This window comes from Sutcliffiella cohnii (genome assembly GCF_002250055.1).
GTDB classification, from domain to species: Bacteria; Bacillota; Bacilli; order Bacillales; family Bacillaceae_I; genus Sutcliffiella; species Sutcliffiella cohnii.
On record NZ_CP018866.1, the window covers coordinates 4,730,968 to 4,756,214 of the forward strand.

Annotated in this window: 41 protein-coding genes; 40 read left to right on the forward strand and 1 reads right to left on the reverse strand. The window is 38.5% G+C overall.

Annotated elements, in window-relative coordinates; translation table 11 throughout:
* Positions 1–10 precede the first annotated feature (10 nt).
* The 40 genes from rpsG (at position 11) to rpsI (ending at position 23,914) form a co-directional block, all read left to right on the forward strand.
* Positions 11–481, forward strand: coding sequence for a 30S ribosomal protein S7 (rpsG, locus tag BC6307_RS23665; protein WP_066414018.1), 471 nt, complete (start codon positions 11–13; stop codon positions 479–481).
* Positions 482–580: 99 nt separating this feature from the next.
* Positions 581–2,659 (forward strand): elongation factor G, encoded by a 2,079-nt coding sequence (gene fusA, locus BC6307_RS23670; protein ID WP_066414021.1) that lies wholly within the window; start codon positions 581–583, stop codon positions 2,657–2,659.
* Between the two features lie 115 nt (positions 2,660–2,774).
* Entirely contained in the window at positions 2,775–3,965 is a 1,191-nt protein-coding gene (tuf, locus tag BC6307_RS23675) for an elongation factor Tu (protein ID WP_066414023.1), read from the forward strand.
* 533 nt (positions 3,966–4,498) lie between these two features.
* Positions 4,499–4,807, forward strand: coding sequence for a 30S ribosomal protein S10 (gene rpsJ / locus BC6307_RS23680; RefSeq protein WP_066414024.1), 309 nt, complete (start codon positions 4,499–4,501; stop codon positions 4,805–4,807).
* Positions 4,808–4,842: 35 nt separating this feature from the next.
* Positions 4,843–5,472: a 50S ribosomal protein L3 gene (gene rplC, locus BC6307_RS23685; protein WP_066414025.1), complete on the forward strand. Its 630-nt coding sequence runs from the start codon at positions 4,843–4,845 to the stop codon at positions 5,470–5,472.
* Positions 5,473–5,497: 25 nt separating this feature from the next.
* Positions 5,498–6,121, forward strand: a complete 624-nt coding sequence (rplD, locus tag BC6307_RS23690; protein ID WP_066414033.1) for a 50S ribosomal protein L4 — start codon at positions 5,498–5,500, stop codon at positions 6,119–6,121.
* Positions 6,121–6,408, forward strand: a complete 288-nt coding sequence (gene rplW / locus BC6307_RS23695; RefSeq protein WP_066414036.1) for a 50S ribosomal protein L23 — start codon at positions 6,121–6,123, stop codon at positions 6,406–6,408. Before rplD ends, rplW begins: the two co-directional genes overlap by 1 nt.
* A 32-nt stretch (positions 6,409–6,440) precedes the next feature.
* Positions 6,441–7,271 (forward strand): 50S ribosomal protein L2, encoded by an 831-nt coding sequence (rplB, locus tag BC6307_RS23700; RefSeq protein WP_066414038.1) that lies wholly within the window; start codon positions 6,441–6,443, stop codon positions 7,269–7,271.
* Positions 7,272–7,328: 57 nt separating this feature from the next.
* Positions 7,329–7,607, forward strand: coding sequence for a 30S ribosomal protein S19 (gene rpsS, locus BC6307_RS23705; RefSeq protein ID WP_066414040.1), 279 nt, complete (start codon positions 7,329–7,331; stop codon positions 7,605–7,607).
* 19 nt (positions 7,608–7,626) lie between these two features.
* Positions 7,627–7,968 carry a 50S ribosomal protein L22 gene (gene rplV / locus BC6307_RS23710; protein WP_066414042.1) on the forward strand — a complete coding sequence of 114 codons (342 nt, stop codon included), beginning with the start codon at positions 7,627–7,629 and terminating at the stop codon, positions 7,966–7,968.
* A gap of 3 nt (positions 7,969–7,971) precedes the next feature.
* The gene (rpsC, locus tag BC6307_RS23715) at positions 7,972–8,628 is read left to right on the forward strand and encodes a 30S ribosomal protein S3 (protein ID WP_066414047.1); all 657 of its coding nucleotides are present in this window, start codon (positions 7,972–7,974) and stop codon (positions 8,626–8,628) included.
* A 2-nt stretch (positions 8,629–8,630) separates the two neighbouring features.
* Entirely contained in the window at positions 8,631–9,065 is a 435-nt protein-coding gene (gene rplP / locus BC6307_RS23720) for a 50S ribosomal protein L16 (protein ID WP_066414051.1), read from the forward strand.
* A complete protein-coding gene (gene rpmC / locus BC6307_RS23725; protein ID WP_066414054.1) occupies positions 9,055–9,255 on the forward strand; it encodes a 50S ribosomal protein L29 in 201 nt (66 codons plus the stop codon). The genes rplP and rpmC overlap by 11 nt, the downstream gene beginning before the upstream one ends.
* A 20-nt stretch (positions 9,256–9,275) precedes the next feature.
* On the forward strand, positions 9,276–9,539 hold the full coding sequence (gene rpsQ / locus BC6307_RS23730) for a 30S ribosomal protein S17 (protein ID WP_066414056.1): 264 nt from the start codon (positions 9,276–9,278) through the stop codon (positions 9,537–9,539).
* Positions 9,540–9,584: 45 nt separating this feature from the next.
* A complete protein-coding gene (rplN, locus tag BC6307_RS23735) occupies positions 9,585–9,953 on the forward strand; it encodes a 50S ribosomal protein L14 (RefSeq protein WP_066414058.1) in 369 nt (122 codons plus the stop codon).
* 37 nt (positions 9,954–9,990) lie between these two features.
* Positions 9,991–10,302: a 50S ribosomal protein L24 gene (gene rplX, locus BC6307_RS23740; protein WP_066414059.1), complete on the forward strand. Its 312-nt coding sequence runs from the start codon at positions 9,991–9,993 to the stop codon at positions 10,300–10,302.
* Positions 10,303–10,327: 25 nt separating this feature from the next.
* Positions 10,328–10,867, forward strand: a complete 540-nt coding sequence (gene rplE, locus BC6307_RS23745) for a 50S ribosomal protein L5 (RefSeq protein ID WP_066414063.1) — start codon at positions 10,328–10,330, stop codon at positions 10,865–10,867.
* Between the two features lie 31 nt (positions 10,868–10,898).
* Positions 10,899–11,084, forward strand: a complete 186-nt coding sequence (locus BC6307_RS23750) for a type Z 30S ribosomal protein S14 (RefSeq protein WP_066414066.1) — start codon at positions 10,899–10,901, stop codon at positions 11,082–11,084.
* A gap of 30 nt (positions 11,085–11,114) precedes the next feature.
* Complete coding sequence (gene rpsH / locus BC6307_RS23755; protein ID WP_066414068.1) at positions 11,115–11,513, forward strand: 30S ribosomal protein S8; 399 nt, start codon at positions 11,115–11,117, stop codon at positions 11,511–11,513.
* A gap of 31 nt (positions 11,514–11,544) precedes the next feature.
* A complete protein-coding gene (rplF, locus tag BC6307_RS23760) occupies positions 11,545–12,081 on the forward strand; it encodes a 50S ribosomal protein L6 (RefSeq protein ID WP_066414070.1) in 537 nt (178 codons plus the stop codon).
* 34 nt (positions 12,082–12,115) lie between these two features.
* Entirely contained in the window at positions 12,116–12,478 is a 363-nt protein-coding gene (rplR, locus tag BC6307_RS23765) for a 50S ribosomal protein L18 (protein ID WP_066414078.1), read from the forward strand.
* 20 nt (positions 12,479–12,498) lie between these two features.
* Positions 12,499–12,999, forward strand: coding sequence for a 30S ribosomal protein S5 (rpsE, locus tag BC6307_RS23770; RefSeq protein ID WP_066414081.1), 501 nt, complete (start codon positions 12,499–12,501; stop codon positions 12,997–12,999).
* Between the two features lie 13 nt (positions 13,000–13,012).
* Positions 13,013–13,195, forward strand: a complete 183-nt coding sequence (gene rpmD / locus BC6307_RS23775) for a 50S ribosomal protein L30 (protein WP_066414084.1) — start codon at positions 13,013–13,015, stop codon at positions 13,193–13,195.
* 31 nt (positions 13,196–13,226) lie between these two features.
* Positions 13,227–13,667 carry a 50S ribosomal protein L15 gene (gene rplO / locus BC6307_RS23780; RefSeq protein ID WP_066414087.1) on the forward strand — a complete coding sequence of 147 codons (441 nt, stop codon included), beginning with the start codon at positions 13,227–13,229 and terminating at the stop codon, positions 13,665–13,667.
* The gene (gene secY, locus BC6307_RS23785) at positions 13,667–14,959 is read left to right on the forward strand and encodes a preprotein translocase subunit SecY (protein ID WP_066414090.1); all 1,293 of its coding nucleotides are present in this window, start codon (positions 13,667–13,669) and stop codon (positions 14,957–14,959) included. Before rplO ends, secY begins: the two co-directional genes overlap by 1 nt.
* Before the next feature lie 58 nt (positions 14,960–15,017).
* Positions 15,018–15,668 carry an adenylate kinase gene (locus tag BC6307_RS23790; protein WP_066414094.1) on the forward strand — a complete coding sequence of 217 codons (651 nt, stop codon included), beginning with the start codon at positions 15,018–15,020 and terminating at the stop codon, positions 15,666–15,668.
* Entirely contained in the window at positions 15,668–16,414 is a 747-nt protein-coding gene (map, locus tag BC6307_RS23795) for a type I methionyl aminopeptidase (protein WP_066414097.1), read from the forward strand. Before BC6307_RS23790 ends, map begins: the two co-directional genes overlap by 1 nt.
* A 13-nt stretch (positions 16,415–16,427) precedes the next feature.
* Positions 16,428–16,742, forward strand: a complete 315-nt coding sequence (locus tag BC6307_RS23800) for a KOW domain-containing RNA-binding protein (protein WP_066414100.1) — start codon at positions 16,428–16,430, stop codon at positions 16,740–16,742.
* Positions 16,742–16,960: a translation initiation factor IF-1 gene (gene infA / locus BC6307_RS23805; RefSeq protein WP_025909748.1), complete on the forward strand. Its 219-nt coding sequence runs from the start codon at positions 16,742–16,744 to the stop codon at positions 16,958–16,960. The genes BC6307_RS23800 and infA overlap by 1 nt, the downstream gene beginning before the upstream one ends.
* Positions 16,961–16,999: 39 nt before the next feature.
* Complete coding sequence (rpmJ, locus tag BC6307_RS23810; RefSeq protein WP_003156543.1) at positions 17,000–17,113, forward strand: 50S ribosomal protein L36; 114 nt, start codon at positions 17,000–17,002, stop codon at positions 17,111–17,113.
* 22 nt (positions 17,114–17,135) lie between these two features.
* Positions 17,136–17,501: a 30S ribosomal protein S13 gene (gene rpsM, locus BC6307_RS23815; protein ID WP_066414103.1), complete on the forward strand. Its 366-nt coding sequence runs from the start codon at positions 17,136–17,138 to the stop codon at positions 17,499–17,501.
* A gap of 25 nt (positions 17,502–17,526) precedes the next feature.
* Positions 17,527–17,916: a 30S ribosomal protein S11 gene (gene rpsK / locus BC6307_RS23820; protein WP_066414105.1), complete on the forward strand. Its 390-nt coding sequence runs from the start codon at positions 17,527–17,529 to the stop codon at positions 17,914–17,916.
* 172 nt (positions 17,917–18,088) lie between these two features.
* Positions 18,089–19,033 (forward strand): DNA-directed RNA polymerase subunit alpha, encoded by a 945-nt coding sequence (locus tag BC6307_RS23825; RefSeq protein WP_066414107.1) that lies wholly within the window; start codon positions 18,089–18,091, stop codon positions 19,031–19,033.
* 74 nt (positions 19,034–19,107) lie between these two features.
* Entirely contained in the window at positions 19,108–19,470 is a 363-nt protein-coding gene (gene rplQ, locus BC6307_RS23830; protein ID WP_066414109.1) for a 50S ribosomal protein L17, read from the forward strand.
* A 206-nt stretch (positions 19,471–19,676) separates the two neighbouring features.
* On the forward strand, positions 19,677–20,504 hold the full coding sequence (locus BC6307_RS23835; protein ID WP_066414112.1) for an energy-coupling factor ABC transporter ATP-binding protein: 828 nt from the start codon (positions 19,677–19,679) through the stop codon (positions 20,502–20,504).
* Positions 20,489–21,364 carry an energy-coupling factor ABC transporter ATP-binding protein gene (locus BC6307_RS23840; RefSeq protein WP_066414115.1) on the forward strand — a complete coding sequence of 292 codons (876 nt, stop codon included), beginning with the start codon at positions 20,489–20,491 and terminating at the stop codon, positions 21,362–21,364. Before BC6307_RS23835 ends, BC6307_RS23840 begins: the two co-directional genes overlap by 16 nt.
* A complete protein-coding gene (locus tag BC6307_RS23845; RefSeq protein ID WP_066414117.1) occupies positions 21,354–22,151 on the forward strand; it encodes an energy-coupling factor transporter transmembrane component T family protein in 798 nt (265 codons plus the stop codon). The genes BC6307_RS23840 and BC6307_RS23845 overlap by 11 nt, the downstream gene beginning before the upstream one ends.
* A gap of 13 nt (positions 22,152–22,164) precedes the next feature.
* The gene (gene truA / locus BC6307_RS23850; protein ID WP_066414118.1) at positions 22,165–22,911 is read left to right on the forward strand and encodes a tRNA pseudouridine(38-40) synthase TruA; all 747 of its coding nucleotides are present in this window, start codon (positions 22,165–22,167) and stop codon (positions 22,909–22,911) included.
* A 151-nt stretch (positions 22,912–23,062) separates the two neighbouring features.
* Positions 23,063–23,500, forward strand: a complete 438-nt coding sequence (rplM, locus tag BC6307_RS23855) for a 50S ribosomal protein L13 (RefSeq protein ID WP_066414119.1) — start codon at positions 23,063–23,065, stop codon at positions 23,498–23,500.
* A gap of 21 nt (positions 23,501–23,521) precedes the next feature.
* Positions 23,522–23,914, forward strand: a complete 393-nt coding sequence (gene rpsI / locus BC6307_RS23860) for a 30S ribosomal protein S9 (protein ID WP_066414122.1) — start codon at positions 23,522–23,524, stop codon at positions 23,912–23,914.
* Between the two features lie 277 nt (positions 23,915–24,191).
* Here rpsI and BC6307_RS23865 read toward each other — a convergent pair whose 3' ends face one another.
* Positions 24,192–25,172 carry a glycosyltransferase family 2 protein gene (locus tag BC6307_RS23865; RefSeq protein WP_066414124.1) on the reverse strand — a complete coding sequence of 327 codons (981 nt, stop codon included), beginning with the start codon at positions 25,170–25,172 and terminating at the stop codon, positions 24,192–24,194.
* Positions 25,173–25,247 lie beyond the last annotated feature (75 nt).

A 25,247-nucleotide genomic window follows, 5' to 3' on the forward strand; every position in this document is an offset into this window, starting at 1 on the left:
AGGAAATACTATGCCACGTAAAGGCCCAGTTGCGAAAAGAGACGTGTTACCAGATCCACTTTATAATTCAAAGTTAGTTACTCGTTTAATTAACAAAATGATGATCGATGGAAAAAGAGGTAAGTCTCAAGCAATCATCTATAATGCATTCAAACTAGTAAGCGAGCGTTCTGGTAAAGATGCAATGGAAGTGTTCGAACAAGCACTTAAAAACATCATGCCAGTTCTTGAAGTGAGAGCTCGTCGTGTTGGTGGTGCAAACTACCAAGTACCAGTTGAGGTGCGTCCTGAGCGCCGTATCACATTAGGTCTTCGTTATTTAACTAACTACTCTCGTCTTCGTGGAGAAAAAACGATGGAAGAGCGTTTAGCTAACGAAATCCTAGATGCTGCAAACAACACAGGTGCTTCCGTTAAGAAACGTGAAGACATGCATAAAATGGCAGAAGCAAACAAAGCGTTTGCTCACTACCGCTGGTAAGATCACATACAAACTTAAAGCTGTTACGTGCAATCCGCCTAACAGCTTTAGGTATAAAATAATAAAATCTATACTTACTATAGGAAGGAGAAATACCCAATGGCAAGAGAGTTCTCCTTAGAAAAAACGCGTAATATCGGTATCATGGCTCACATCGATGCTGGTAAAACAACTACAACTGAGCGTGTTTTATTCTACACTGGACGTATCCATAAAATTGGTGAAACTCATGAAGGTGCTTCTCAAATGGACTGGATGGAGCAGGAGCAAGAACGTGGAATCACGATTACATCTGCTGCTACAACAGCTCAATGGAAAGGCCACCGCGTAAACATCATTGACACTCCTGGACACGTAGACTTCACAGTTGAAGTTGAGCGTTCACTACGTGTACTTGATGGTGCGGTTGCAGTTCTAGATGCGCAATCTGGAGTTGAGCCACAAACAGAAACTGTTTGGCGTCAAGCAACAACTTACGGAGTACCACGTATCGTATTTGTAAACAAAATGGACAAAATTGGTGCGGATTTCTTATACTCTGTAGGTACAATACATGATCGTTTACAAGCGAACGCTCACCCAATCCAATTACCAATTGGTGCAGAAGATCAGTTCAACGGTATTATTGATCTAGTAGAAAATGTTGCGTATTACTATGAGGATGATCAAGGGACTCGTACTGAGGCTCGTGAAATCCCTGAAGAATACAAAGAGCAAGCAGAAGAATACCGCAATAGTTTAATCGAAGCGGTTGCTGAGCTTGATGAAGAATTAATGATGAAATACCTAGAAGGTGAAGAACTAACAATAGATGAAATCAAAGCTGCTATCCGTAAAGGTACAGTAAATGTTGAATTCTATCCAGTAATTTGTGGTTCTGCCTTCAAAAATAAAGGTGTACAATTAATGTTGGATGCAGTTATCGATTACTTACCAGCACCAACTGATGTACCTGCTATTAAAGGTATTATTCCTGATACAGAAGAAGAAGTAATTCGTGAGTCTAGTGACGATGCTCCATTCGCTGCACTAGCATTCAAAGTTATGACTGACCCATATGTAGGGAAATTAACATTCTTCCGTGTGTACTCCGGTACATTAAACTCTGGATCTTATGTTATCAACTCTACAAAAGGTAAACGTGAACGTGTAGGTCGTATCCTACAAATGCACGCAAACACTCGTGAAGAAATCTCCATTGTATATTCTGGAGATATCGCGGCTGCAGTTGGTTTAAAAGATACAACAACTGGTGACACTCTATGCGATGACAAAAACCTAGTAATTCTAGAGTCTATGGAATTCCCAGAGCCGGTAATTCAGTTGTCTGTTGAACCTAAATCTAAAGCAGACCAAGACAAAATGACTACAGCGTTGCAAAAATTACAAGAAGAAGATCCAACATTCCGCGCACATACTGACCCTGAAACAGGTCAAACAATTATCGCTGGTATGGGTGAACTTCACTTAGACATTTTAGTAGACCGTATGAAACGTGAATTCAAGGTAGAAGCTAATGTGGGTGCTCCACAAGTTGCTTACCGCGAAACGTTCCGTGCATCTGCTAAAGTTGAAGGTAAATTCGCTCGTCAATCTGGTGGTCGTGGTCAATTCGGACATGTATGGATTGAATTCGAACCAAACGAAGAAGGTAAAGGTTTTGAATTCGAAAACAAAATCGTCGGTGGTGTAGTTCCACGTGAATACGTTCCTGCAGTTCAAGCTGGTCTTGAAGATGCTATGGCTAACGGTGTTCTTGCTGGTTACCCATTAATCGATGTGAAAGCTGCTCTAGTAGATGGATCTTACCATGATGTTGACTCTAGTGAGATGGCGTTTAAAATTGCTGCTTCTTTAGCTCTTAAAAACGCAGTTTCTAAATGTAACCCAGTAATCTTAGAGCCAGTTATGAAAGTTGAAGTAGTAACACCAGAAGAATATATGGGAGATATCATGGGTGGTATCACTGCTCGTCGTGGACGTGTAGAAGGTATGGAAGCTCGTGGTAACGCTCAAGTAGTTCGTGCAATGGTTCCACTTTCTGAAATGTTCGGTTATGCTACATCATTACGTTCTAATACACAAGGACGCGGTGTGTTCACAATGCATTTCGACCATTATGAAGAAGTACCTAAGTCGATCTCAGAAGAAATTATCAAAAAAAATAAAGGTGAATAATTGATTTTATAGTTATCATCCTTTATAAATAATTATGTAGGCTATAAAGTGAGATTCGCTTTCTAGCATCTCATATAAATAAAAACTTTTATTGTAAATTAAGGAGGAATTACGAATGGCTAAAGAAAAATTCGACCGTTCCAAGACGCATGCCAATATCGGTACAATTGGACACGTTGACCATGGTAAAACAACTTTAACAGCTGCTATCACAACTGTACTTGCAAAGCGCAGTGGTAAAGGTGCAGCAATGGGTTATGATATGATTGACGCAGCTCCTGAAGAAAAAGAGCGTGGAATCACTATCTCAACTTCTCACGTTGAGTACGAAACTGACACTCGTCACTATGCACACGTTGACTGCCCAGGACATGCTGACTACGTTAAAAACATGATCACTGGTGCTGCTCAAATGGACGGTGGTATCCTAGTAGTATCTGCTGCTGATGGTCCAATGCCACAAACTCGTGAGCACATTCTTTTATCTCGTCAAGTAGGTGTACCTTACCTTGTTGTATTCATGAACAAGTGTGATATGGTAGACGACGAAGAATTATTAGAACTAGTTGAAATGGAAGTACGTGACTTACTTTCTGAGTACGATTTCCCTGGAGACGACATTCCTGTAATTAAAGGTTCTGCTCTTAAAGCTCTTGAAGGAGAAGCTGAGTGGGAAGAAAAAATTATCGAACTAATGAACGCTGTTGATGAGTATATTCCAACTCCAACACGTGACACTGATAAGCCTTTCATGATGCCTGTTGAGGATGTATTCTCGATCACTGGTCGTGGAACAGTTGCAACTGGACGTGTTGAGCGTGGACAAGTTAAAGTTGGTGACGTTATCGACATCATCGGTTTAACTGAAGAGCCAAAATCAACAACTGTAACTGGAGTAGAGATGTTCCGTAAGCTTCTTGACTATGCTGAAGCTGGAGACAACATCGGTGCACTTCTTCGTGGAGTAGCTCGTGACGATATCCAACGTGGCCAAGTATTAGCTAAGCCTGGTACTATCACTCCACATACAAAATTTAAAGCTGAGGTTTACGTACTATCTAAAGAAGAGGGTGGACGTCATACTCCATTCTTCTCTAACTACCGCCCTCAGTTCTACTTCCGTACAACTGACGTAACTGGTATCTGTAACCTTCCTGAAGGTGTAGAAATGGTTATGCCTGGTGACAACATCGAAATGACTGTTGAACTAATCGCTCCAATCGCGATCGAAGAAGGAACTAAGTTCTCTATCCGTGAAGGTGGACGTACTGTAGGTGCTGGAGTAGTAGCAACTATTCAAGAGTAATTTTACAGATTAAAAGCTGGTATGTGTAAACATACCAGCTTTTTTATATGTTTTACTATTATTTAAACAGTTTATAATTAAATCAACTATATATACTACATTCCAGGTCCGAGTCCTATCAAGCTCCCTTTACTAACATTAGCAGTTTTCTAGGAGACAGATACTGCAAAGTAAGTATTCTTCCTCAATGCCGACGTTATATAACGACTAGTTTCTTCTATATTAATAGAGAGAAAAATATGTTTGGGTGGAATCATTAAACAATTAATTGGTAATAACTGATTAGTAGTAGAATGCATAACTTTTATTGCAATCTTAATAGTAACTAGTTATAATAGTTAAGTGCTCACAGATACACAAAAAAACATTTGCATTATATATTATAGTTATGTATAATAAATAATGTTGGTCTTTGACTTGCGATGAAACGGAAGGTTGCTGACACACCCGGCCGCTTTGCCATGGCGAGTGTCTCAGGTTAATTTCCGCGGAGAATGTCTATGAGTAAATAGGCGAAAGAAGGAGGGAAAATAATGGCAAAAGAAAAAATTCGCATTCGTTTAAAAGCTTATGATCACAGAATTCTTGATCAATCAGCTGAGAAAATCGTGGAAACTGCAAAACGTTCTGGTGCTGCTGTATCTGGACCGATTCCACTTCCAACTGAAAGATCTGTTTACACAATCTTGCGTGCTGTACACAAGTACAAAGATTCTCGTGAACAATTCGAGATGCGTACGCATAAGCGTTTAATCGATATCGTAAACCCAACACCACAAACGGTTGATTCTTTAATGCGTTTGGACTTACCGTCTGGTGTAGACATTGAAATTAAACTTTAATGAAATAAATAATACTTATAATGGAGGTGTGACTCATGACCAAAGGAATCTTAGGAAGAAAAATCGGTATGACTCAAGTTTTTGCTGAAAACGGCGATCTTATCCCTGTAACTGTAATCGAAGCTGCTCCAAACGTAGTGCTTCAAAAGAAAACAGTTGAGACTGATGGATACGAAGCTATCCAATTAGGTTTTGATGATAAGCGTGAAAAATTAGCGAACAAACCTGAAAAAGGTCATGCTACAAAAGCAAACACTGCACCTAAGCGCTTCATTCGTGAAATTAATGGAGTTACCTTAGAAGAATACGAAGTTGGTCAAGAAGTCAAAGTAGATGTATTCGCAAAAGGCGATGTGGTAGATGTAACAGGAATTTCTAAAGGTAAAGGTTTCCAAGGTGCTATTAAGCGTCACGGACAATCTCGTGGACCTATGTCCCACGGTTCTCGTTACCATCGTCGTCCAGGATCAATGGGTCCTGTAGCTCCTAACCGCGTTTTCAAAGGTAAACTATTACCAGGACGTATGGGTGGAGATCGTATTACTATTCAAAATTTAGAAATCGTTAGTGTGGACGCTGAGCGTAACTTACTTTTAGTAAAAGGTAATGTACCAGGTCCTAAAAAAGCATTAGTTACAGTTAAAACTGCTGTTAAAGCGAAGTAATTGTGTAGGAAAGGAGGAACTGTAAATGCCTAAAGTATCATTATTTAACCAAACTGGCTCTCAAGTTGGTGAAATCGAGTTAAATGATGCTGTATTCGGTATCGAACCAAATAACAGTGTTATCTTTGATGCTATCATGATGCAACGTGCTTCATTACGTCAAGGAACTCATAAAGTAAAAGGTCGTTCAGAAGTAGCAGGCGGTGGACGTAAGCCTTGGCGCCAAAAAGGTACTGGTCGTGCACGTCAAGGATCTATTAGATCTCCACAATGGCGTGGTGGTGGTATCGTATTCGGTCCAACTCCAAGAAGCTACAGCTATAAATTACCTAAAAAAGTACGTCGTTTAGCTATCAAATCAGCTTTATCATCTAAAGTTAAAGAAAACGAAGTATTAGTATTAGAAGGTTTAGCATTTGATGCACCAAAAACAAAAGATATGAAGGGTGTCTTATCAAACCTTGATATCACTCGTAAAGCATTAATCGTTACTGGTGATGACAACGAAAACGTTGTTCTATCTGCGCGTAATATTCCAGGAGTTACAGTGATTGCTGCGAATGGTGTAAACGTGCTTGATGTTGTGAACCATGACAAAGTAATCTTTACGAAAGACGCTGTTCAAAAATTAGAGGAGGTGCTTTCATAATGAGAGATCATCGTGATGTTCTTAAGCGCCCCGTTATCACTGAGCGTTCTACTGACTTAATGACAGAGATGAAATACACTTTTGAAGTAGATGTTAAAGCTAATAAAACTGAAGTAAAAGACGCTGTTGAAGCTGTCTTTGGCGTAAAAGTTGAAAAAGTTAACATCATGAACTACAAAGGGAAATTCCGTCGTGTAGGTCGTTACAGCGGATTAACTAACCGTCGTAGAAAAGCAGTTGTAACACTTACTAAAGATAGTGAACCAATCGAGTTCTTCGAGGTATAATTCATAAATTTACGAAAAAGGAGGGAAACATGATGGCGATTAAAAAATACAAACCAACCTCTAACGGTCGTCGTGGAATGACAGTTTCTGATTTTGCTGAGATTACAACTGACAAACCAGAAAAGTCTCTACTTCAACCAATTAAGAGAAAAGGTGGTCGTAATAATCAAGGTAAAATGACAGTTCGTCACCAAGGTGGTGGACATAAACGTCAATACCGCGTCATCGATTTCAAACGCGATAAAGATGGTATACCAGGACGCGTTGCTACAATCGAGTATGATCCAAACCGTTCTGCAAACATCGCGTTAATTCATTATGCTGATGGAGAAAAACGTTACATTCTAGCTCCGAAAAATTTAAAAGTAGGTTTAGAAGTAATGGCTGGTCCAGAGGCAGATATTAAAGTAGGTAATGCATTACCATTAATCAACATTCCAGTTGGTACGGTGATTCATAATATCGAATTAAAACCAGGTAAAGGTGGACAATTAGTTCGCTCTGCAGGTACATCTGCACAAGTACTTGGTAAAGAAGGAAAATACGTATTAGTACGTTTAAATTCTGGTGAGGTTCGTATGATCTTAGCTACTTGTCGTGCTACTGTAGGTCAAGTAGGTAACGAGCAACATGAACTTATCAACATTGGTAAAGCTGGACGTTCTCGTTGGTTAGGTATTCGTCCAACTGTACGTGGTTCTGTAATGAACCCTAACGACCATCCACACGGTGGTGGTGAGGGACGTTCTCCAATCGGACGTAAGTCACCTATGACACCTTGGGGTAAACCAACTCTTGGTTACAAAACTCGTAAGAAGAAAAACAAGTCTGATAAATTTATCGTTCGTCGTCGTAAAAAATAACGGGGTTGTACTACGGTTCATAGGAACCGTAGAGCAATCACGAAGGGAGGTTTCCAAATGGGTCGCAGCTTAAAAAAAGGGCCTTTTGTAGATGATCATTTAATGAAAAAAGTAGAAAAGTTAAATGAAACTGAATCCAAGCAGGTTGTAAAAACTTGGTCTCGTCGTTCTACTATTTTCCCGCAATTTATTGGTCATACGATTGCGGTATATGATGGCCGTAAACATGTACCGGTATATGTAACTGAAGATATGGTAGGTCACAAACTTGGTGAATTCGCTCCAAGTCGTACTTACAAAGGTCATGCAAATGATGATAAGAAAACTAAACGTTAATTAGAGGGGAGGCATTTACATGCAAGCAAAAGCTGTTGCAAGAACAGTTCGTATTGCTCCTCGTAAAGCACGCCTAGTAATGGATTTAATTCGAGGTAAGCAAGTTGGTGAAGCTATTTCTATCTTAACTTTAACACCGAAAGCAGCTTCTCCAATTATCGAAAAGGTTCTAAAATCTGCTATCGCAAACGCAGAACATAACTATGAAATGGACGCTAACAACCTAGTTGTTTCTCAAGCATTCGTTGACGAAGGTCCAACATTAAAGAGATTCCGTCCACGCGCTATGGGTCGCGCAAGCCAAATTAATAAACGCACTAGCCACATCACTATCGTGGTATCAGAAAAGAAGGAGGGATAAGCTGTGGGTCAAAAGGTAAATCCAGTCGGTCTTCGTGTCGGGATCATTCGCGATTGGGAATCTAAATGGTACGCTGGAAAAGATTATGCTAATCTTTTACATGAAGATATCAAAGTACGCGAATATATCACAAAACGCTTAAGCGACGCTTCTGTTTCTAAAGTAGAAATCGAACGTGCGGCTAACCGTTTAAACATCACAGTTCATACTGCTAAACCTGGTATGGTAATTGGTAAGGGTGGTACAGAAGTTGAAGCTTTACGTAAAGCTTTAAACCAGTTAACTGGTAAACGTGTACACATCAACATTATGGAGGTTAAGAGAGCTGATTTAGATGCAAAGTTAGTTGCTGATAACATTGCTCGTCAGTTAGAAAACCGCGTTTCATTCCGTCGTGCGCAAAAGCAATCAATCCAACGTGCTATGCGTGCAGGAGCAAAAGGGATTAGAACAATGGTTTCTGGTCGTCTAGGAGGAGCAGACATTGCTCGTTCTGAACAATACAGTGAAGGTACTGTTCCACTTCATACACTTCGTGCTGATATCGACTATGGTACAGCTGAAGCTGATACAACTTATGGTAAATTAGGTGTGAAAGTATGGATTTATCGTGGAGAGGTCCTTCCTACAAAGAAGAACACTGAGGAAGGAGGAAAATAATTATGTTAATGCCTAAACGCGTTAAATATCGTCGCGAACACCGTGGAAAAATGCGCGGTAAAGCTAAAGGCGGTACAGAAGTTCACTTCGGTGAGTTCGGTTTACAATCAACTGAAGCTTCTTGGATTACAAACCGTCAAATCGAGGCTGCACGTCGTGCGATGACTCGTTACATGAAACGTGGCGGTAAAGTTTGGATTAAAATTTTCCCTTCAAAACCATATACTGCAAAACCTCTTGAAGTACGTATGGGTTCCGGTAAAGGTGCTCCTGAAGGTTGGGTAGCTGTTGTAAAACCAGGAAAGGTTATGTTCGAAATTTCTGGTGTATCTGAAGAAGTTGCACGCGAAGCACTTCGTCTTGCAGCACATAAACTACCTGTTAAATGTAAATTCGTAAAACGTGAAGAAATTGGTGGTGAATCTAATGAAGGCTAATGAAATCCGTGATTTAACCACTGCTGAGATCGAACAAAAAGTTAAATCATTAAAAGAAGAATTATTCAACCTACGCTTTCAATTAGCGACTGGTCAATTAGAAAACACTACTCGTATTCGCGAAGTACGTAAGTCAATCGCTCGTATGAAAACTGTTATTCGCGAGAGAGAGATCGCTTCTAATAAATAATGAAGAGGAGGTTCGCGGGAATGAGTGAACGTAACCAACGTAAGGTTTACACTGGACGTGTTGTTTCTGATAAAATGGACAAAACAATTACAGTGTTAGTAGAGACTTACAAAACTCACCCACTATATGGTAAACGTGTAAAGTACTCTAAAAAGTACAAAGCGCATGATGAAAACGGTCTAGCTAAAACTGGCGATATCGTTAAAATCATGGAGACTCGTCCGTTATCGGCGACAAAACGTTTCCGTTTAGTAGAGGTTGTAGAAAAAGCAGTAATTATATAATTATATAAAGTTCGGATATAAACATTCCGAAGGGAGGTACCATGTATGATTCAACAAGAAAGTCGTTTGAAAGTTGCTGACAACTCTGGCGCTCGTGAAGTACTTGCAATTAAAGTTCTAGGTGGAACTGGACGTCGCTATGCAAATATTGGTGATGTTATCGTTTGTACAGTGAAACAAGCAACACCAGGAGGCGTTGTTAAAAAAGGTGACATTGTAAAAGCTGTAGTTGTACGTACAAAACGTGGAGTTCGACGTACTGATGGTTCTTATATTCGTTTTGATGAGAATGCATGTGTAATTATCAAGGATGACAAGAGTCCACGCGGAACTCGTATCTTCGGACCTGTTGCTCGTGAATTACGTGATAGCAACTACATGAAGATCGTTTCTTTAGCTCCAGAAGTTATTTAATAAGATAAAGTTTTGTTTCCTAAGGAGGTGCAAAAAGATGCATGTAAAAAAAGGTGATAAAGTTCAAGTTATCTCTGGAAAAGATAAAGGTAAGCAAGGTGTAATCCTACAGGCTTTCCCTAAAAAAGACAGAGTACTTGTTGAAGGTGTAAACATCGTGAAAAAACACGCTAAACCTTCCCAAGCAAACCCACAAGGTGGAATCATTAGCCATGAGGCACCTATTCATGTATCAAACGTTATGCCTTTAGACCCTAAAACAGGTGTACCAACTCGTGTTGGTTATAAGGTAGTAGACGGTAAAAAAGTACGTGTTGCAAAAGAATCTGGTGAACAATTAGATAAATAGACAGTAAAGAAAGGAGGTACTTTAGATGAACCGCCTAAAAGAAAAATATCAACAAGAAATCGTTCCTGCTCTAGTGAGCAAGTTTAACTATAAATCTGTAATGCAAGCTCCAAAACTTGAAAAGATCGTTATCAACATGGGAGTCGGTGATGCGGTTGCTAACGCAAAAGCGTTAGATAACGCGGTTGAAGAGCTAGGCTTAATCACTGGTCAAAAACCTGTTGTAACAAGAGCAAAAAAATCTATCGCTGGTTTCCGTCTTCGTGAAGGAATGCCTATCGGTGCAAAGGTTACATTACGCGGTGAGCGTATGTACGAATTCTTAGATAAGTTAGTATCTGTTTCTTTACCACGTGTGCGTGACTTCCGTGGTATTTCTAAAAAGTCATTCGACGGTCGTGGAAACTACACTTTGGGTGTAAAAGAACAGCTTATCTTCCCTGAAATTGACTACGATAAAATTAGTAAAGTGCGTGGTATGGATATCGTTATCGTTACGACTGCTAACACAGATGAAGAAGCTCGTGAGCTATTATCTTCATTCGGTATGCCATTCCAAAAATAATACCATTGACTGGTAAAAGGGAGGCGAAAATGTGGCTAAAAAATCAATGATTGCGAAACAAAAGCGTACACCTAAACATGCAGTGCAAGCTTACACACGTTGCGAGAGATGCGGACGTCCACACTCTGTACTTCGTAAATTTAAGCTTTGCCGTATTTGTTTCCGTGAATTAGCTTATAAAGGCCAAATTCCTGGCGTGAAAAAAGCAAGTTGGTAAAACCCGAAATTAGGGAAGGAGGTAAAATTAATGGTTATGACAGATCCTATTGCAGATATGCTTACTCGCATCCGCAATGCGAATACAGTACGTCATGAGAAGCTTGAAATTCCTGCTTCTAAAATCAAAAAAGAAGTAGCTGAAATCTTAAAACGTGAAGGTTTCATTCGTGATGTTGAATATATTGAGGATAACAAACAAGGTATCATTCGCATTTTCTTAAAATATGGTGCGAACAATGAGCGTGTAATCACAGGCTTAAAGCGTATTAGTAAACCAGGTTTACGTGTATATGCAAAAGCTGACGAAGTACCTCGTGTACTTAACGGATTAGGTATTGCGATCATCTCTACTTCTCAAGGTGTAATTTCTGACAAAGAAGCTCGTCAAAAGCAAACTGGTGGAGAAGTATTAGCATACGTTTGGTAATAATTTTTGAAATGAACGGAGGTGTAACTCTATGTCACGTGTAGGTAAAAAACTAATTGAACTACCAAGTGGTGTTACAATCACTAACAACAACAACACTGTTACAGTAAAAGGACCTAAAGGTGAATTAACTCGTACTTTCAGCGAAGATATGGTTATCAATGTTGAAGAGAACGTAATCACTGTTACTCGTCCAACTGACAACAAAGAACACCGTGCATTACACGGAACAACTCGTGCTCTATTAGCGAACATGGTTGAAGGTGTATCTAAAGGTTTTGAAAGAGGATTAGAACTTATCGGGGTAGGTTACCGTGCTCAAAAACAAGGTAACAAACTAGTTCTTAACGTAGGATATTCTCATCCTGTAGAAATTACTCCAGAACAAGGAATTGAAGTTGAAGTTCCTGCTAATACAAAAATCGTTGTTAAAGGAATCGACAAAGAACGCGTTGGTGCTTTAGCAGCAAACATTCGTGATGTTCGTCCACCTGAGCCTTACAAAGGTAAAGGAATTCGTTACGAAGGTGAATATGTACGTCGTAAAGAAGGTAAAACTGCGAAGTAATACAGCATAATGAGAAGAAAGGAGTGACTGCTCGATGATTACTAAGCCTGATAAAAATTCTACTCGTAAGAAAAGACATGCTCGTGTTCGTTCAAAATTATCAGGAACAGCTACTCGTCCGCGTTTGAATGTATTCCGTTCAAATCAGCACATTTATGCACAATTAATTGATGATACTAACTCTGTAACGATCGTTAGTGCATCTTCTGTAGATAAAGAGCTTTCTCTTGAGAACGGTGGAAACGTAGAAGCTGCTCAAAAAGTTGGAGAACTTGTTGCAAAACGCGCTGTAGAAAAAGGAATTAAATCCGTAGTATTTGACCGCGGAGGATATTTATATCATGGACGTGTGAAAGCATTAGCAGATGCTGCACGTGAAGCTGGACTAGAATTTTAATCGACAAAGGAGGGACACTGATGAGTCGTATTGATGCAAATAAATTAGAACTTGAAGAACGCGTTGTTACTGTTAACCGCGTTGCGAAAGTTGTAAAAGGTGGACGTCGTTTCCGCTTTGCTGCTCTTGTAGTAGTAGGTGACAAAAACGGTAATGTTGGCTTCGGTACTGGTAAAGCACAAGAGGTACCTGATGCAATTCGTAAAGCAATCGAAGATGCGAAGAAAAACTTAGTAGCTGTACCTATCGTTGGTACTACTATTCCACATCAAGTATTAGGACAATTTGGTTCTGGTGAAATCCTATTAAAACCTGCTTCAGAAGGTACTGGGGTTATCGCTGGTGGACCGGTTCGTGCGGTACTTGAGTTAGCTGGAGTTCAAGACATCTTATCTAAATCTTTAGGATCTAACACACCAATTAACATGATTCGTGCTACAGTAAACGGATTAAAGCAATTAAAACGTGCAGAGGACGTTGCTAAATTGCGTGGTAAAACGGTAGAAGAACTGTTAGGATAAGGAGGGAAAAACAATGGCAAACAAATTAGAAATCACCCTCACTCGCAGTGTTATTGGTCGTCCACAAGATCAACGTACTACTGTGGAAACACTTGGACTTAAAAAACTACATCAAACTGTAGTTCATGAGGATAATGCAGCTATCCGCGGTATGATTAACAAGGTAGCTCATCTTGTAACTGTAAAAGAGCAGTAAAAATAAGTTTTCATAATAAGGAGGTGCCACAATGAAACTTCATGAGTTAAAACCAGCAGAAGGTTCCCGTAAAGAGCGTAATCGTGTAGGTCGCGGTACAGGTTCTGGTAACGGTAAAACTTCTGGTAAAGGACACAAAGGTCAAAACGCTCGTTCGGGTGGTGGCGTTCGTCCTGGATTTGAAGGTGGTCAAACACCTCTATTCCAACGTCTACCAAAGCGTGGATTTACGAACATCAACCGCAAAGAGTTTGCAATCGTAAACCTTGAAGCGTTAAATCGATTTGAAGAAGGTACTGAAGTAACACCTGAATTACTTATTGAAACTGGTGTAGTAAGTAAGTTAAACGCAGGTTTAAAAGTATTAGGTAACGGTAAAATCGATAAAAAGCTAACTGTTCGTGCACATAAGTTTTCCTCTTCAGCCAAAGAAGCAATCGAAGCAGCTGGCGGAACTGTAGAGGTGATTTAATGTTCCAGACATTCTCCAATTTTATGCGTGTGGGTGACATTAGAAACAAAATTTTGTTCACCCTAATTATGTTAGTAATATTTCGTATCGGGACGTTCATTCCAGTACCTGGTGTAGAACGTGAAGTATTAAGATTCAGTGATGAATTTAATGTATTTGGTATTTTGAATACATTTGGTGGAGGAGCGTTAGAGAATTTCTCCATCTTTGCAATGGGTGTCATGCCGTATATTACTGCATCTATCATAGTACAATTACTACAAATGGATGTTGTACCTAAATTTACGGAATGGTCTAAGCAAGGTGAAGTTGGCCGAAGAAAGCTAGCTCAATTCACTAGATACTTTACAATCGTCCTTGCCTTTATCCAAGGTATCGGGATGTCGATTGGATTTAATAATTTAATGGGTGGCCAACTAATTATGAATCCATCGTTTACGACGTATGTAACGATTGCAATTGTATTAACAGCAGGAACAGCATTTTTAATGTGGCTTGGTGAACAAATCACAGCCCATGGTGTTGGTAATGGTATTTCCATTTTAATTTTCGCTGGTATCGTTGCAGCCATCCCTAATGGCGCTAACCAAGTTTATGCACAATTAATAGAAGGCGCAGGAGACCAATTATTCCTAAACCTTGTTATTGTTGCTTTAATCGTTTTAGCAATATTAGCAGTTATTGTCGGTGTTATCTTTATTCAACAAGCATTACGAAAGATTCCGATCCAATATGCGAAAGGTAATTCTGGTCGTAATCCTGTTGGAGGGCAAACATCACATTTACCGTTAAAAGTTAATGCTGCGGGAGTTATTCCTGTAATCTTTGCAGTTTCATTTATTATCACTCCACCAACAATTGCATCTTTCTTTGGTACTAATAGTACGACTGAATGGATTCAAACGGTATTTGATTATACTCAACCGATTGGTATGGTAATATATGTAGCATTAATTATTGCCTTTACGTATTTCTACACATTTGTACAGTCTAATCCTGAACAAATGGCAGATAACTTGAAAAAACAAGGTGGATATATCCCAGGAATTCGTCCTGGTTTAAATACACAAGAGTATTTAACAACAATTATCTATCGATTAACGTTCGTTGGGGCTCTTTTCCTAGCAGTCATTTCTATCCTTCCTGTAATCTTTATGGATTTAGCTAAACTACCACCTGCTGTACAAATAGGTGGAACTGGCTTGCTTATCGTTGTTGGGGTTGCCCTAGATACGATGAAACAATTGGAGAGTCAGTTAGTTAAGCGTCATTATAAAGGATTTATTAAATAATGAAGTGATGGGATATCAATTATCCCACTGCTTCATCAGATATTGAGGGGGCAAAAGAATGAATTTAGTTCTTATGGGACTTCCTGGTGCCGGTAAAGGTACTCAAGCAGAACGTATTGTCGAAAAATATAATATCCCTCATATTTCTACCGGAGATATGTTTAGGGCTGCAATGAAGGAAGAAACTGAACTAGGCCTTAAGGCTAAATCTTTTATGGATCAAGGACAACTTGTCCCAGATGAAGTAACGATCGGTATCGTTCGTGAAAGACTGGAAAAAGAAGATTGTCAAAACGGATTCTTACTAGACGGTTTCCCTAGAACAGTACCTCAAGCAGAAGCGCTAGAGGAACTAATGAATCAGCTTGGTCGTACACTTGATTATGTTATTAATATAGATGTAGATCAAAGCATATTATTAGAACGTTTAACAGGAAGACGTATTTGTAAAGAATGTGGATCCACTTACCACTTAGTTTTCAACCCTCCTGCAAATGAAGGTGTTTGTGACAAGTGTGGCGGTGAATTATATCAACGTGCTGATGATAATGCAGAAACAGTTGGTAACCGTTTAGAGGTAAACATTAAACAAGCAAAACCTTTGTTAGATTTTTATGAGTCTAAAGGATATTTGCGAAATATTGACGGTCAGCAAGCAATCGACATAGTATTCTCTGATATAACTGAGTTGCTTGGAGGACGCGCGTAATGATTATCTGTAAAACTCCTCGTGAGATTGAAATCATGAAGGAAGCAGGTAAAATAGTTGCGTTAACGCATCAAGAACTAAAAAAACACATTGTTCCCGGCGTTACGACGAAGCAGCTTGATAAAATTGCAGAAGACTTCATTAGGAGTCATAATGCAACACCTTCGTTCAAAGGGTATAATGGATTTACGGGTAGTATTTGTGCTTCTGTAAACGAAGAACTGGTTCATGGAATACCGGGTAACCGAGTTCTAAAAGATGGTGACATCATTAGCGTTGACATTGGTGCAAAATTAAACGGCTATCATGGAGATTCTGCTTGGACTTATCCAGTAGGAACTATTTCTGAAGATACCCAACGTTTATTAGAGGTTACGGAAGAATCATTGTTTAAAGGTTTGGAAGAAGCGAAACCAAATGTAAGACTTTCAAACATCTCTCATGCGATACAAACTTTTGTAGAAGCAAATAACTTTTCTATAGTAAGAGAGTATGTTGGTCATGGAGTTGGTCAAAACTTACATGAGGATCCTCAAATTCCACACTATGGTCCTCCTAATAAAGGACCAAGGTTAAAACCTGGAATGGTACTTGCGATTGAACCGATGGTGAATGCAGGTTCTCGCTATGTAAAAACGTTAGAAGACAACTGGACAGTTGTAACTGTTGACGGTAAAATGTGTGCTCACTTTGAACATACAATTGCGATTACAGAAACAGGTTACGAAATTCTAACTAAAGCTTAGTCGGTGAAAGAAGATGAGTAATCAGAACTTTTTACCACAAGTCGGACAGTTAGTAAGGATTGTACAGGGCAGAGATTCAGGTCAGTTTGCTCTCGTTGTTAAAATTCTTGATGAACGTTTTGTCGTCCTGGCAGATGGAGATAAGCGAAAATTCGACCGACCTAAGAAGAAAAATATTCATCACCTTGAATTTTTTGATTACGTGTCTCCAGAAGTTCAGAACAGTATTATGGAAACAGGTCGTGTGACAAATAGCAAATTGCGTTTTGCGCTCTTAAATTTTGTCAATGAGCATGTTACTGATTTGAAGAAGGGAGAACTTAATTAATGGCGAAAGACGATGTAATTGAAGTAGAAGGTACGGTTCTTGAGACTTTACCAAATGCGATGTTTAAAGTAGAATTGGAAAATGGCCATACTGTGTTAGCTCACGTATCTGGAAAAATCCGTATGCACTTCATACGAATACTTCCTGGTGATAAAGTTACAGTAGAGCTTTCTCCTTATGATTTAACTCGCGGTAGAATTACGTATCGTTTCAAATAAATTATTACAGCACTCCGTACTATCAAGGAGGTATATAAGATGAAAGTGAGACCATCTGTTAAGCCGATCTGCGAAAAATGTAAAGTTATCCGCAGAAAAGGTAAAGTTATGGTTATCTGTGAAAACCCTAAACATAAACAAAAACAAGGATAATTATTGAGGGAGGTGCGCAATTATGGCACGTATTGCTGGTGTTGATATTCCACGTGACAAACGCGTTGTAGTATCTTTAACATATATTTTCGGTATTGGTCGTACGACTGCAGCGAAAGTACTTGCAGAAGCTGGTGTTTCTGAAGATACACGCGTTCGTGATTTAACAGAAGAAGAACTTGGAAAAATCCGTGATGTTGTGGATCGTTTAAAAGTAGAAGGTGACCTTCGTCGTGAAGTTTCACTTAACATTAAACGTCTAATCGAAATCGGATGTTACCGTGGATTACGTCATCGTCGTGGATTACCTGTTCGTGGTCAAAACACTAAGAACAACGCTCGTACTCGTAAAGGTCCACGTCGTACAGTAGCGAACAAAAAGAAATAATAAAGTAAGGAGGTAGATTTCAGTTATGGCACGTAAAACTAATACTCGTAAACGCCGTGTGAAAAAGAATATTGAAACTGGTGTTGCGCATATCCGTTCTACATTCAACAATACGATTGTAACAATCACAGACGTACATGGAAATGCACTTTCTTGGTCAAGTGCTGGTGCTCTTGGATTTAGAGGTTCTCGTAAATCAACTCCGTTTGCTTCTCAAATGGCTGCAGAAACTGCTGCGAAAACAGCTATGGAGCATGGTTTAAAGAGCTTAGAAGTTACAGTTAAAGGCCCTGGAGCTGGTCGTGAAGCAGCTATCCGTGCTTTACAAGCAGCTGGTCTTGAAGTAACTGCTATTAGAGACGTAACTCCTGTACCTCATAACGGTTGCCGTCCACCAAAACGTCGCCGTGTTTAATTTGTCTGTATAAAATTTTTATTTTTGGCAATAATGGCTTATGTTAAAGAAAAAAAGAACATACAGATAATATTAAATGTTGTTGTGCACATTCGGGACATACCATATGGGAATTTCGGTTAGACATAAAAATGTCTTTCCGGGGTTTCGACGTTTTGAAGGAGGGTTATGAATGTTAGAAATCGAAAAACCAAAAATCGAAACGGTTGAAATCAGCGACGACGCCAATTTCGGTAAATTCGTTGTCGAACCACTTGAGCGTGGATATGGTACTACTTTGGGTAACTCCTTACGTCGTATCCTACTATCCTCACTCCCTGGTGCCGCTGTTACATCTATTCAAATAGATGGTGTACTCCATGAGTTCTCAACAATTGAAGGCGTCGTAGAGGATGTTACTACTATAATCTTGCACGTTAAAAAACTAGCGTTAAAAATCTATTCAGATGAAGAAAAAACGTTAGAAATTGACGTACAAGGTGAAGGAACGGTTACTGCCGCAGATATTACTCATGACAGCGACGTTGAGATTCTTAATCCCGACCTTCATATTGCGACGTTAGCAAAAGACGCACACTTACGTATTCGCTTTACTGCTAAAAGAGGACGTGGATACGTACCAGCGGATGGAAACAAACGTGAAGATCAACCAATTGGTGTAATTCCAATTGACTCTATTTTTACTCCTGTTTCTCGTGTTTCATACTTTGTAGAAAATACTCGTGTAGGTCAAGTAAGTAATTACGATAAACTTACGTTAGATGTATGGACTGATGGTAGCATTGGACCACAAGAAGCAGTTGCGCTTGGAGCTAAAATCTTAACGGAACATCTCAACATATTTGTTGGATTAACGGACGAAGCTCAAAATGCAGAAATTATGGTTGAAAAAGAAGAAGATCAGAAAGAGAAAGTTCTAGAAATGACTATTGAAGAACTAGATCTATCTGTTCGTTCTTACAACTGTTTAAAACGTGCAGGAATTAATACTGTACAAGAGCTTGCTAATAAAACTGAAGAAGATATGATGAAAGTTCGTAACTTAGGTCGCAAATCACTAGAAGAAGTGAAGCATAAATTAGAAGAACTTGGTTTAGGCCTACGTAAAGATGACTAGTTTTTTGTAACGAAAACTAGGCATCTTTATGTGTTTGAACTTATCCATACTTTCAACAAAGGAGGGACCTCAAGATGGGTTACAGAAAGTTAGGACGTACAAGTGCTCAACGTAAAGCGTTATTACGCGACTTAGCAACTGATTTAATCATCAGCGAGCGTATTGAAACGACTGAAGCTCGTGCTAAAGAATTACGTTCTGTAGTTGAAAAGATGATCACTCTTGGTAAGCGTGGAGATTTACATGCTCGACGTCAAGCAGCTGCTTTCATTCGTAAAGAAGTTGCTAACGAAGAAACTGGTCAAGACGCAGTACAAAAATTATTCGGTGACATTGCTCCTCGCTATGAAGAGCGCCAAGGCGGATACACTCGTATCATGAAGCTTGGACCTCGTCGTGGAGACGGTGCACCAATGGTTATTATCGAACTAGTCTAATTATAATTAGTCATAAATAGAAGGGCGGACAGTTGTAATGACTGATTCTAGCCCTTTATTTTTTTAATATTATCTTTTTTCACAACCCATTCTGAAGTAGTTTCGCATCGTAAGTGTAGGTGACGAAAGGTAAGGAAAGGGCTTTTTTTCTATAGTGAGAGAAAGTATACTAAGATGAGATAGAAGAGCAGAGAGGAGGGGGTATCATGAAAGATCCTATTTTAACGGTTGAAAATCTTTCATTTCAATATCCAAACCAGGAAGAGCAAACTATACACGAATTATCTTTGCAAATAGAACGTGGAGAATGGATTGCGATTGTTGGTCATAACGGTTCTGGAAAATCTACTTTTGCAAAAATATTAAACGGTTTACAAATGCCTACATCTGGATCTGTTTTTATTGATGCTATTGAATTAACCGAAGAGACAGTATGGCAAATAAGGAAAAAAGTTGGCATGGTCTTTCAAAATCCGGATAATCAATTCGTAGGGACTACTGTTCAAGATGATGTTGCATTTGGATTGGAAAATTTAGGTGTGCCTCGTAATGAAATGGTCACTAGAGTACATCATGCCATTAATAAAGTGGGGATGGAACAGTATTTTGACCAGGAGCCTCATCAGTTATCAGGAGGACAGAAGCAACGAGTAGCGATAGCGGGTATTATTGCACTACAGCCTTCTATCATTATTTTGGACGAAGCTACGAGTATGTTGGACCCACAGGGAAGAATAGAGGTAATAAATACGCTTCGAAGTTTGAAGGATGAGTTAGGTATTACTGTATTATCCATTACACATGATTTAGAAGAAGCTGCCTTAGCTGATCGTGTTTATGTGTTAAATGAAGGAAAAGTGTTTGCAGAAGGAACACCTAAAGATATTTTTCGTTTAGGGCAACAACTAAAGGACATTGGGTTAGATTTGCCTTTTGCTGTGAAACTTAGAGATAAGCTTGAAAAGCATGGCATACGTATCGGGGATGTAATTAGTAGTGAAGGGTTGATAGAAGAGCTATGGAAATTACGATAAGGGATTTAGAACATGCGTATCAAAAAAACACCCCTTTTGAACGAAGGGCTCTATATCATATAAATACAACGATCCTCTCTAATAGTTATACTGCAATTATCGGGCATACTGGTTCTGGGAAATCGACATTACTACAGCATTTAAACGCCTTATTAAAACCGACTAGTGGTTCTCTGCATATTGGAGAATATAAAATCAGCGCAAATGAAAAAGAAAAAAAAATTAAATCATTAAGGAAAAAAGTTGGAATTGTTTTTCAGTTTCCAGAACATCAGCTTTTTGAAGAAACAGTAGAAAAAGATATTTGTTTCGGTCCTATGAATTTTGGTGTATCAGAGAAAGAAGCGAAAAGAAAAGCTAGAGAAGCACTTCGATTAGTTGGGCTTGATGAAAAATATTTAGAAGTTTCTCCTTTTGATTTAAGTGGTGGTCAAATGAGAAGGGTGGCAATTGCGGGTGTTTTAGCAATGGAGCCTGAAATATTAGTTTTAGACGAGCCAACAGCAGGACTTGATCCAAGAGGCCGAGAAGAGATAATGGACTTATTTTACTCATTGCATAAACAAAAAGAGATGACAACCATTTTAGTTACACACAGTATGGAAGATGCAGCAAAATATGCTGATCAAATTATCGTAATGAGTAAAGGGACTATCGCTTTACAAGGAAGTCCGATAGAAATATTTGAGCAATATGAAACGTTGCAACAGCTTGGCTTAGATGTTCCAGAAACCGTTCGCTTTATAAAAGAGTTAGAAAGTAGGCTGAATAAGCAATCAGGAAAAGTTGCTTTAACATTAAGTGATGCTACAGAAATAGTTGTATCTCTTTTGAAAGAGGGGGATACAGATGTTAAATAACCTAATTATTGGCAGATATGTTCCTAAAGACTCATTTGTTCATCGAATGGATCCTAGAGCTAAACTAATACTAGTTTTTTTATTTGTTTTTATCGTATTTCTTGCTAATAATACGTGGGCATATCTTATATTAGGTCTGTATGTTTTATTCGTTACGGCACTTACAAAAATTCCGATCACATTTATATTAAAAGGACTAAAGCCGATAATATGGATTATATTGTTTACGATGGTCTTCCATATTTTTTTAACAAGAGGTGGAGAGCTCTTATTCCAAATTGGGCCACTTTCTATTTATGAAGAAGGAATTAGACAAGCTATTTTTATTTCTTTACGATTTCTTTATTTAATTACTATTACGACGATTTTGACGTTAACGACGACTCCAATTGAAGTGACGGATGGGATGGAAACATTATTTGGGCCATTAAAAAAGTGGAAAGTACCAGTTCATGAACTTTCGTTAATGATGTCAATTTCCTTACGATTCATTCCAACGTTACTACAAGAAACGGACAAGATCATGAAGGCGCAAAGTGCTAGAGGTGTCGACTTTTCCTCAGGCCCTATAAAGGATCGTGTAAAGGCGTTAGTTCCGCTCCTTGTCCCGCTATTTATTAGTTCATTTAAGCGTGCTGAGGAGCTAGCAATTGCGATGGAGGCACGAGGCTATCAAGGTGGGGAAGGTAGAACGAAATATCGATTGTTACATTGGGGTGGAAAAGACACTGTTATGTTAATAGGATTAGTAGTTCTGACGATTATCCTTATCTTTATTCGGACATAATGGGAGTATGAATATGAAAAGGTTAAAGTCAACAATCGCATACGACGGTACAAATTTCGAAGGTTATCAAATCCAACCGAATGGAAGAACTGTTCAAGGAGAGCTCCAAAGTGCTTTGAATCAGCTTCATAAAGGATCAAAAGTAAAAGTGTATGCATCCGGGAGAACAGACGCGGGAGTGCATGCTGCTGGTCAAGTAATTCATTTTGATACGAATCTACACATACCACCTGAAAAATGGCCATATGCTATGCATACGAAGCTACCAGCAGATATTCGAATTCTCTCGGTAGAAGAGGTTCCTTCATCGTTTCATGCTCGTTTTTCTGTAGTTCAAAAAGAGTATCGATACAAAGTATGGATTGGGGAGCGGCAAGATGTTTTTCAACGTCACTACACATATTTCTATCCGTTTAAATTAAATATTGCTTCGATGGAAGTGGCTAAACAATATTTAATTGGAACTCACGATTTTACTAGTTTTTGTTCTAGTAAGACAGAAATAGAAGATAAAGTTCGGACGATTTATGAACTAGACATTTATGAAGAAGAAAATGTTCTTGTTTTTCGTGTAGTAGGCAATGGATTTTTATATAATATGGTTCGAATCATTGTAGGTACATTGTTAGATGTTGGAAGAGGTAAAATAAATGCTAATAATCTAACAACTATTCTAAAAGAGGGAAATCGTGAACAGGCTGGTAAAACAGCACCTGCGCATGGTTTATACTTATGGAATGTTGTTTACAATGACAACTAATCCTGGTGTAACATTTTCTTGACATTAGAGCCAGAAAGTTATAAGATATCCTATGGTATGTATTTCAGCCCCACGATAAAGCCCCGGAAGAGTTTCATCGTGTTGAAATAATATAAGAGTAAAAGTTTTTATTTTTTTAGGAGGGAAAACAATGCGTACAACTTACATGGCGAAAGCTAGCGAAGTAAATCGTAAATGGTACGTGATTGACGCTGAAGGTAAAACTTTAGGTCGTCTTTCTAGTGAAGTAGCGTCCATCTTACGTGGTAAACATAAACCAACATATACTCCAAACGTAGACACTGGAGATCATGTAATTCTAATTAATGCATCTAAAATCGAATTAACTGGTAAAAAATTAACTGATAAAATTTATTACCGTCATAGTCAACATCCAGGTGGTTTAAAATCTAGAACTGCTCTAGAAATGCGTACAAACTACTCTGAAAGAATGTTAGAGCTTGCTATCCGTGGAATGCTTCCAAAAGGAAGTCTTGGACGTCAAATGTTCAAAAAGTTACACGTTTATGCTGGTAACGAACATCCACACCAAGCACAACAACCGGAAGTTTACGAACTTCGCGGATAATAAAAAAGGGAGGGTATTACTTTGGCACAAGTACAATATTACGGAACTGGTCGTCGTAAAAGCTCTGTTGCTCGCGTACGTTTAGTACCTGGTAACGGACGTATCGTAATCAACGACCGTGACATTGAAAACTATATTCCATTCGAAGCTTTACGTAACGTTGTAAAGCAACCATTAACTGCTACTGAAACTGTAGGAAACTATGATGTATTAGTAAACGTAAACGGTGGAGGTTACACTGGTCAAGCTGGTGCTATCCGTCACGGTATCGCACGTGCACTATTACAAGCAGATCCTGAGTACCGCGCAACTTTAAAAAGCGCAGGTCTATTAACTCGTGACGCACGTATGAAAGAGCGTAAAAAATACGGTCTTAAAGGTGCACGTCGCGCGCCTCAGTTCTCAAAACGTTAATATATTTACGTTTCAAGACTCTTTTCACTTCGGTGGAAAGAGTCTTTTTTATTAAATAAAAGAGTATATAATTTTGTCACACCATGGTCCTTGCTATGGAGGTTTTTTATAGAAAAACTCAAGAAGTAGATTTAGTAATTATTAAAGTGTAATAGTAGTCATTGTGATTGATGGCTGTATTGTATTAAACCAATTTGATTTCAAAAATAAAGGGGTGACTCAAGCTTCTGTCAACTTTTAGACACCCTTGCTAGTTTTTAAGGAATTTAATTTATTGTTATATTCCACTCCAAAGATCAAATAAATTTTTATTTTTTTTCATACCAGCATTTATTAAATCGTTTAATAAGTCTTTCTTATCTCTTGGCCTTCCTAGTACGATCACTCCGTCTATATCTTTGCTTTGAATATAGTTAATAATTTCAGAGCTTGCCTTTTTTGTTTTAATTGGAATCGTTTTTCTAACCCTTACATTTTTTTTTGTAGCTTGAATAAATTTATTACACCCATTTATCGTTCCAACTAAAACAAAGGTTGGCTTTTTACTCTTATGAGAAAAATTATTCGTTAATAGAAATTTTGAAAAAGAAGTGAATAATTCTATAGAAGTAAGTTCGTCGTTTTTGTGAGATAAAGATTCTTTATAAATTCTATACTTATATAAAACCTTTGGAATATTTTCAATTGTCCCTATGTTAATAAGACGGCACCATAATTCATAGTCATATGCAATTTTATACATAGGATTATATTTCCCAGCTTCATAAAAAGCTGACTTTAGGAACGTTACCGAACCGTGGGTTAGTGGACAACCCGTATAGAGTAAGGAACGAATTTCTTTATGACTCGTAAATTTGTTTCGACCCAAATTTTGTGGTAGTGTTCTGTTTTTTTTGTCCATACATTCTATAAATGTACCTACCGCTACTAAATTTTTATTATTTTTAATATGTTTGACTTGTTCTTCAATTCGCTCAGGATAGCTGATATCATCAGCATCATGAATAGCAATCCATTTCCCTTTTGCATGATCAATTCCAAGATTAAGTGCAATAGCTGCTCCTTTGTTTCTTCTTAAATGTAAAACGTGAACTCGCTTATCAGTTATTCTATCTAAAATTTCCTTTGTTTTGTCAGATGAGCCATCATTAACAATAATAACTTCGATATTACTATAGGTTTGTTCCAAAATTCCTACAATCGCATCTTTCAAATACTGTTCTCCATTATGAACTGCCATAACGATGGAAACTAACATAGAAACTCTCCCCTCGATTTATTGCTTAAGATAATGTATGAGTTCCGTATATCTTTGACACGGGGTAAATGCAGT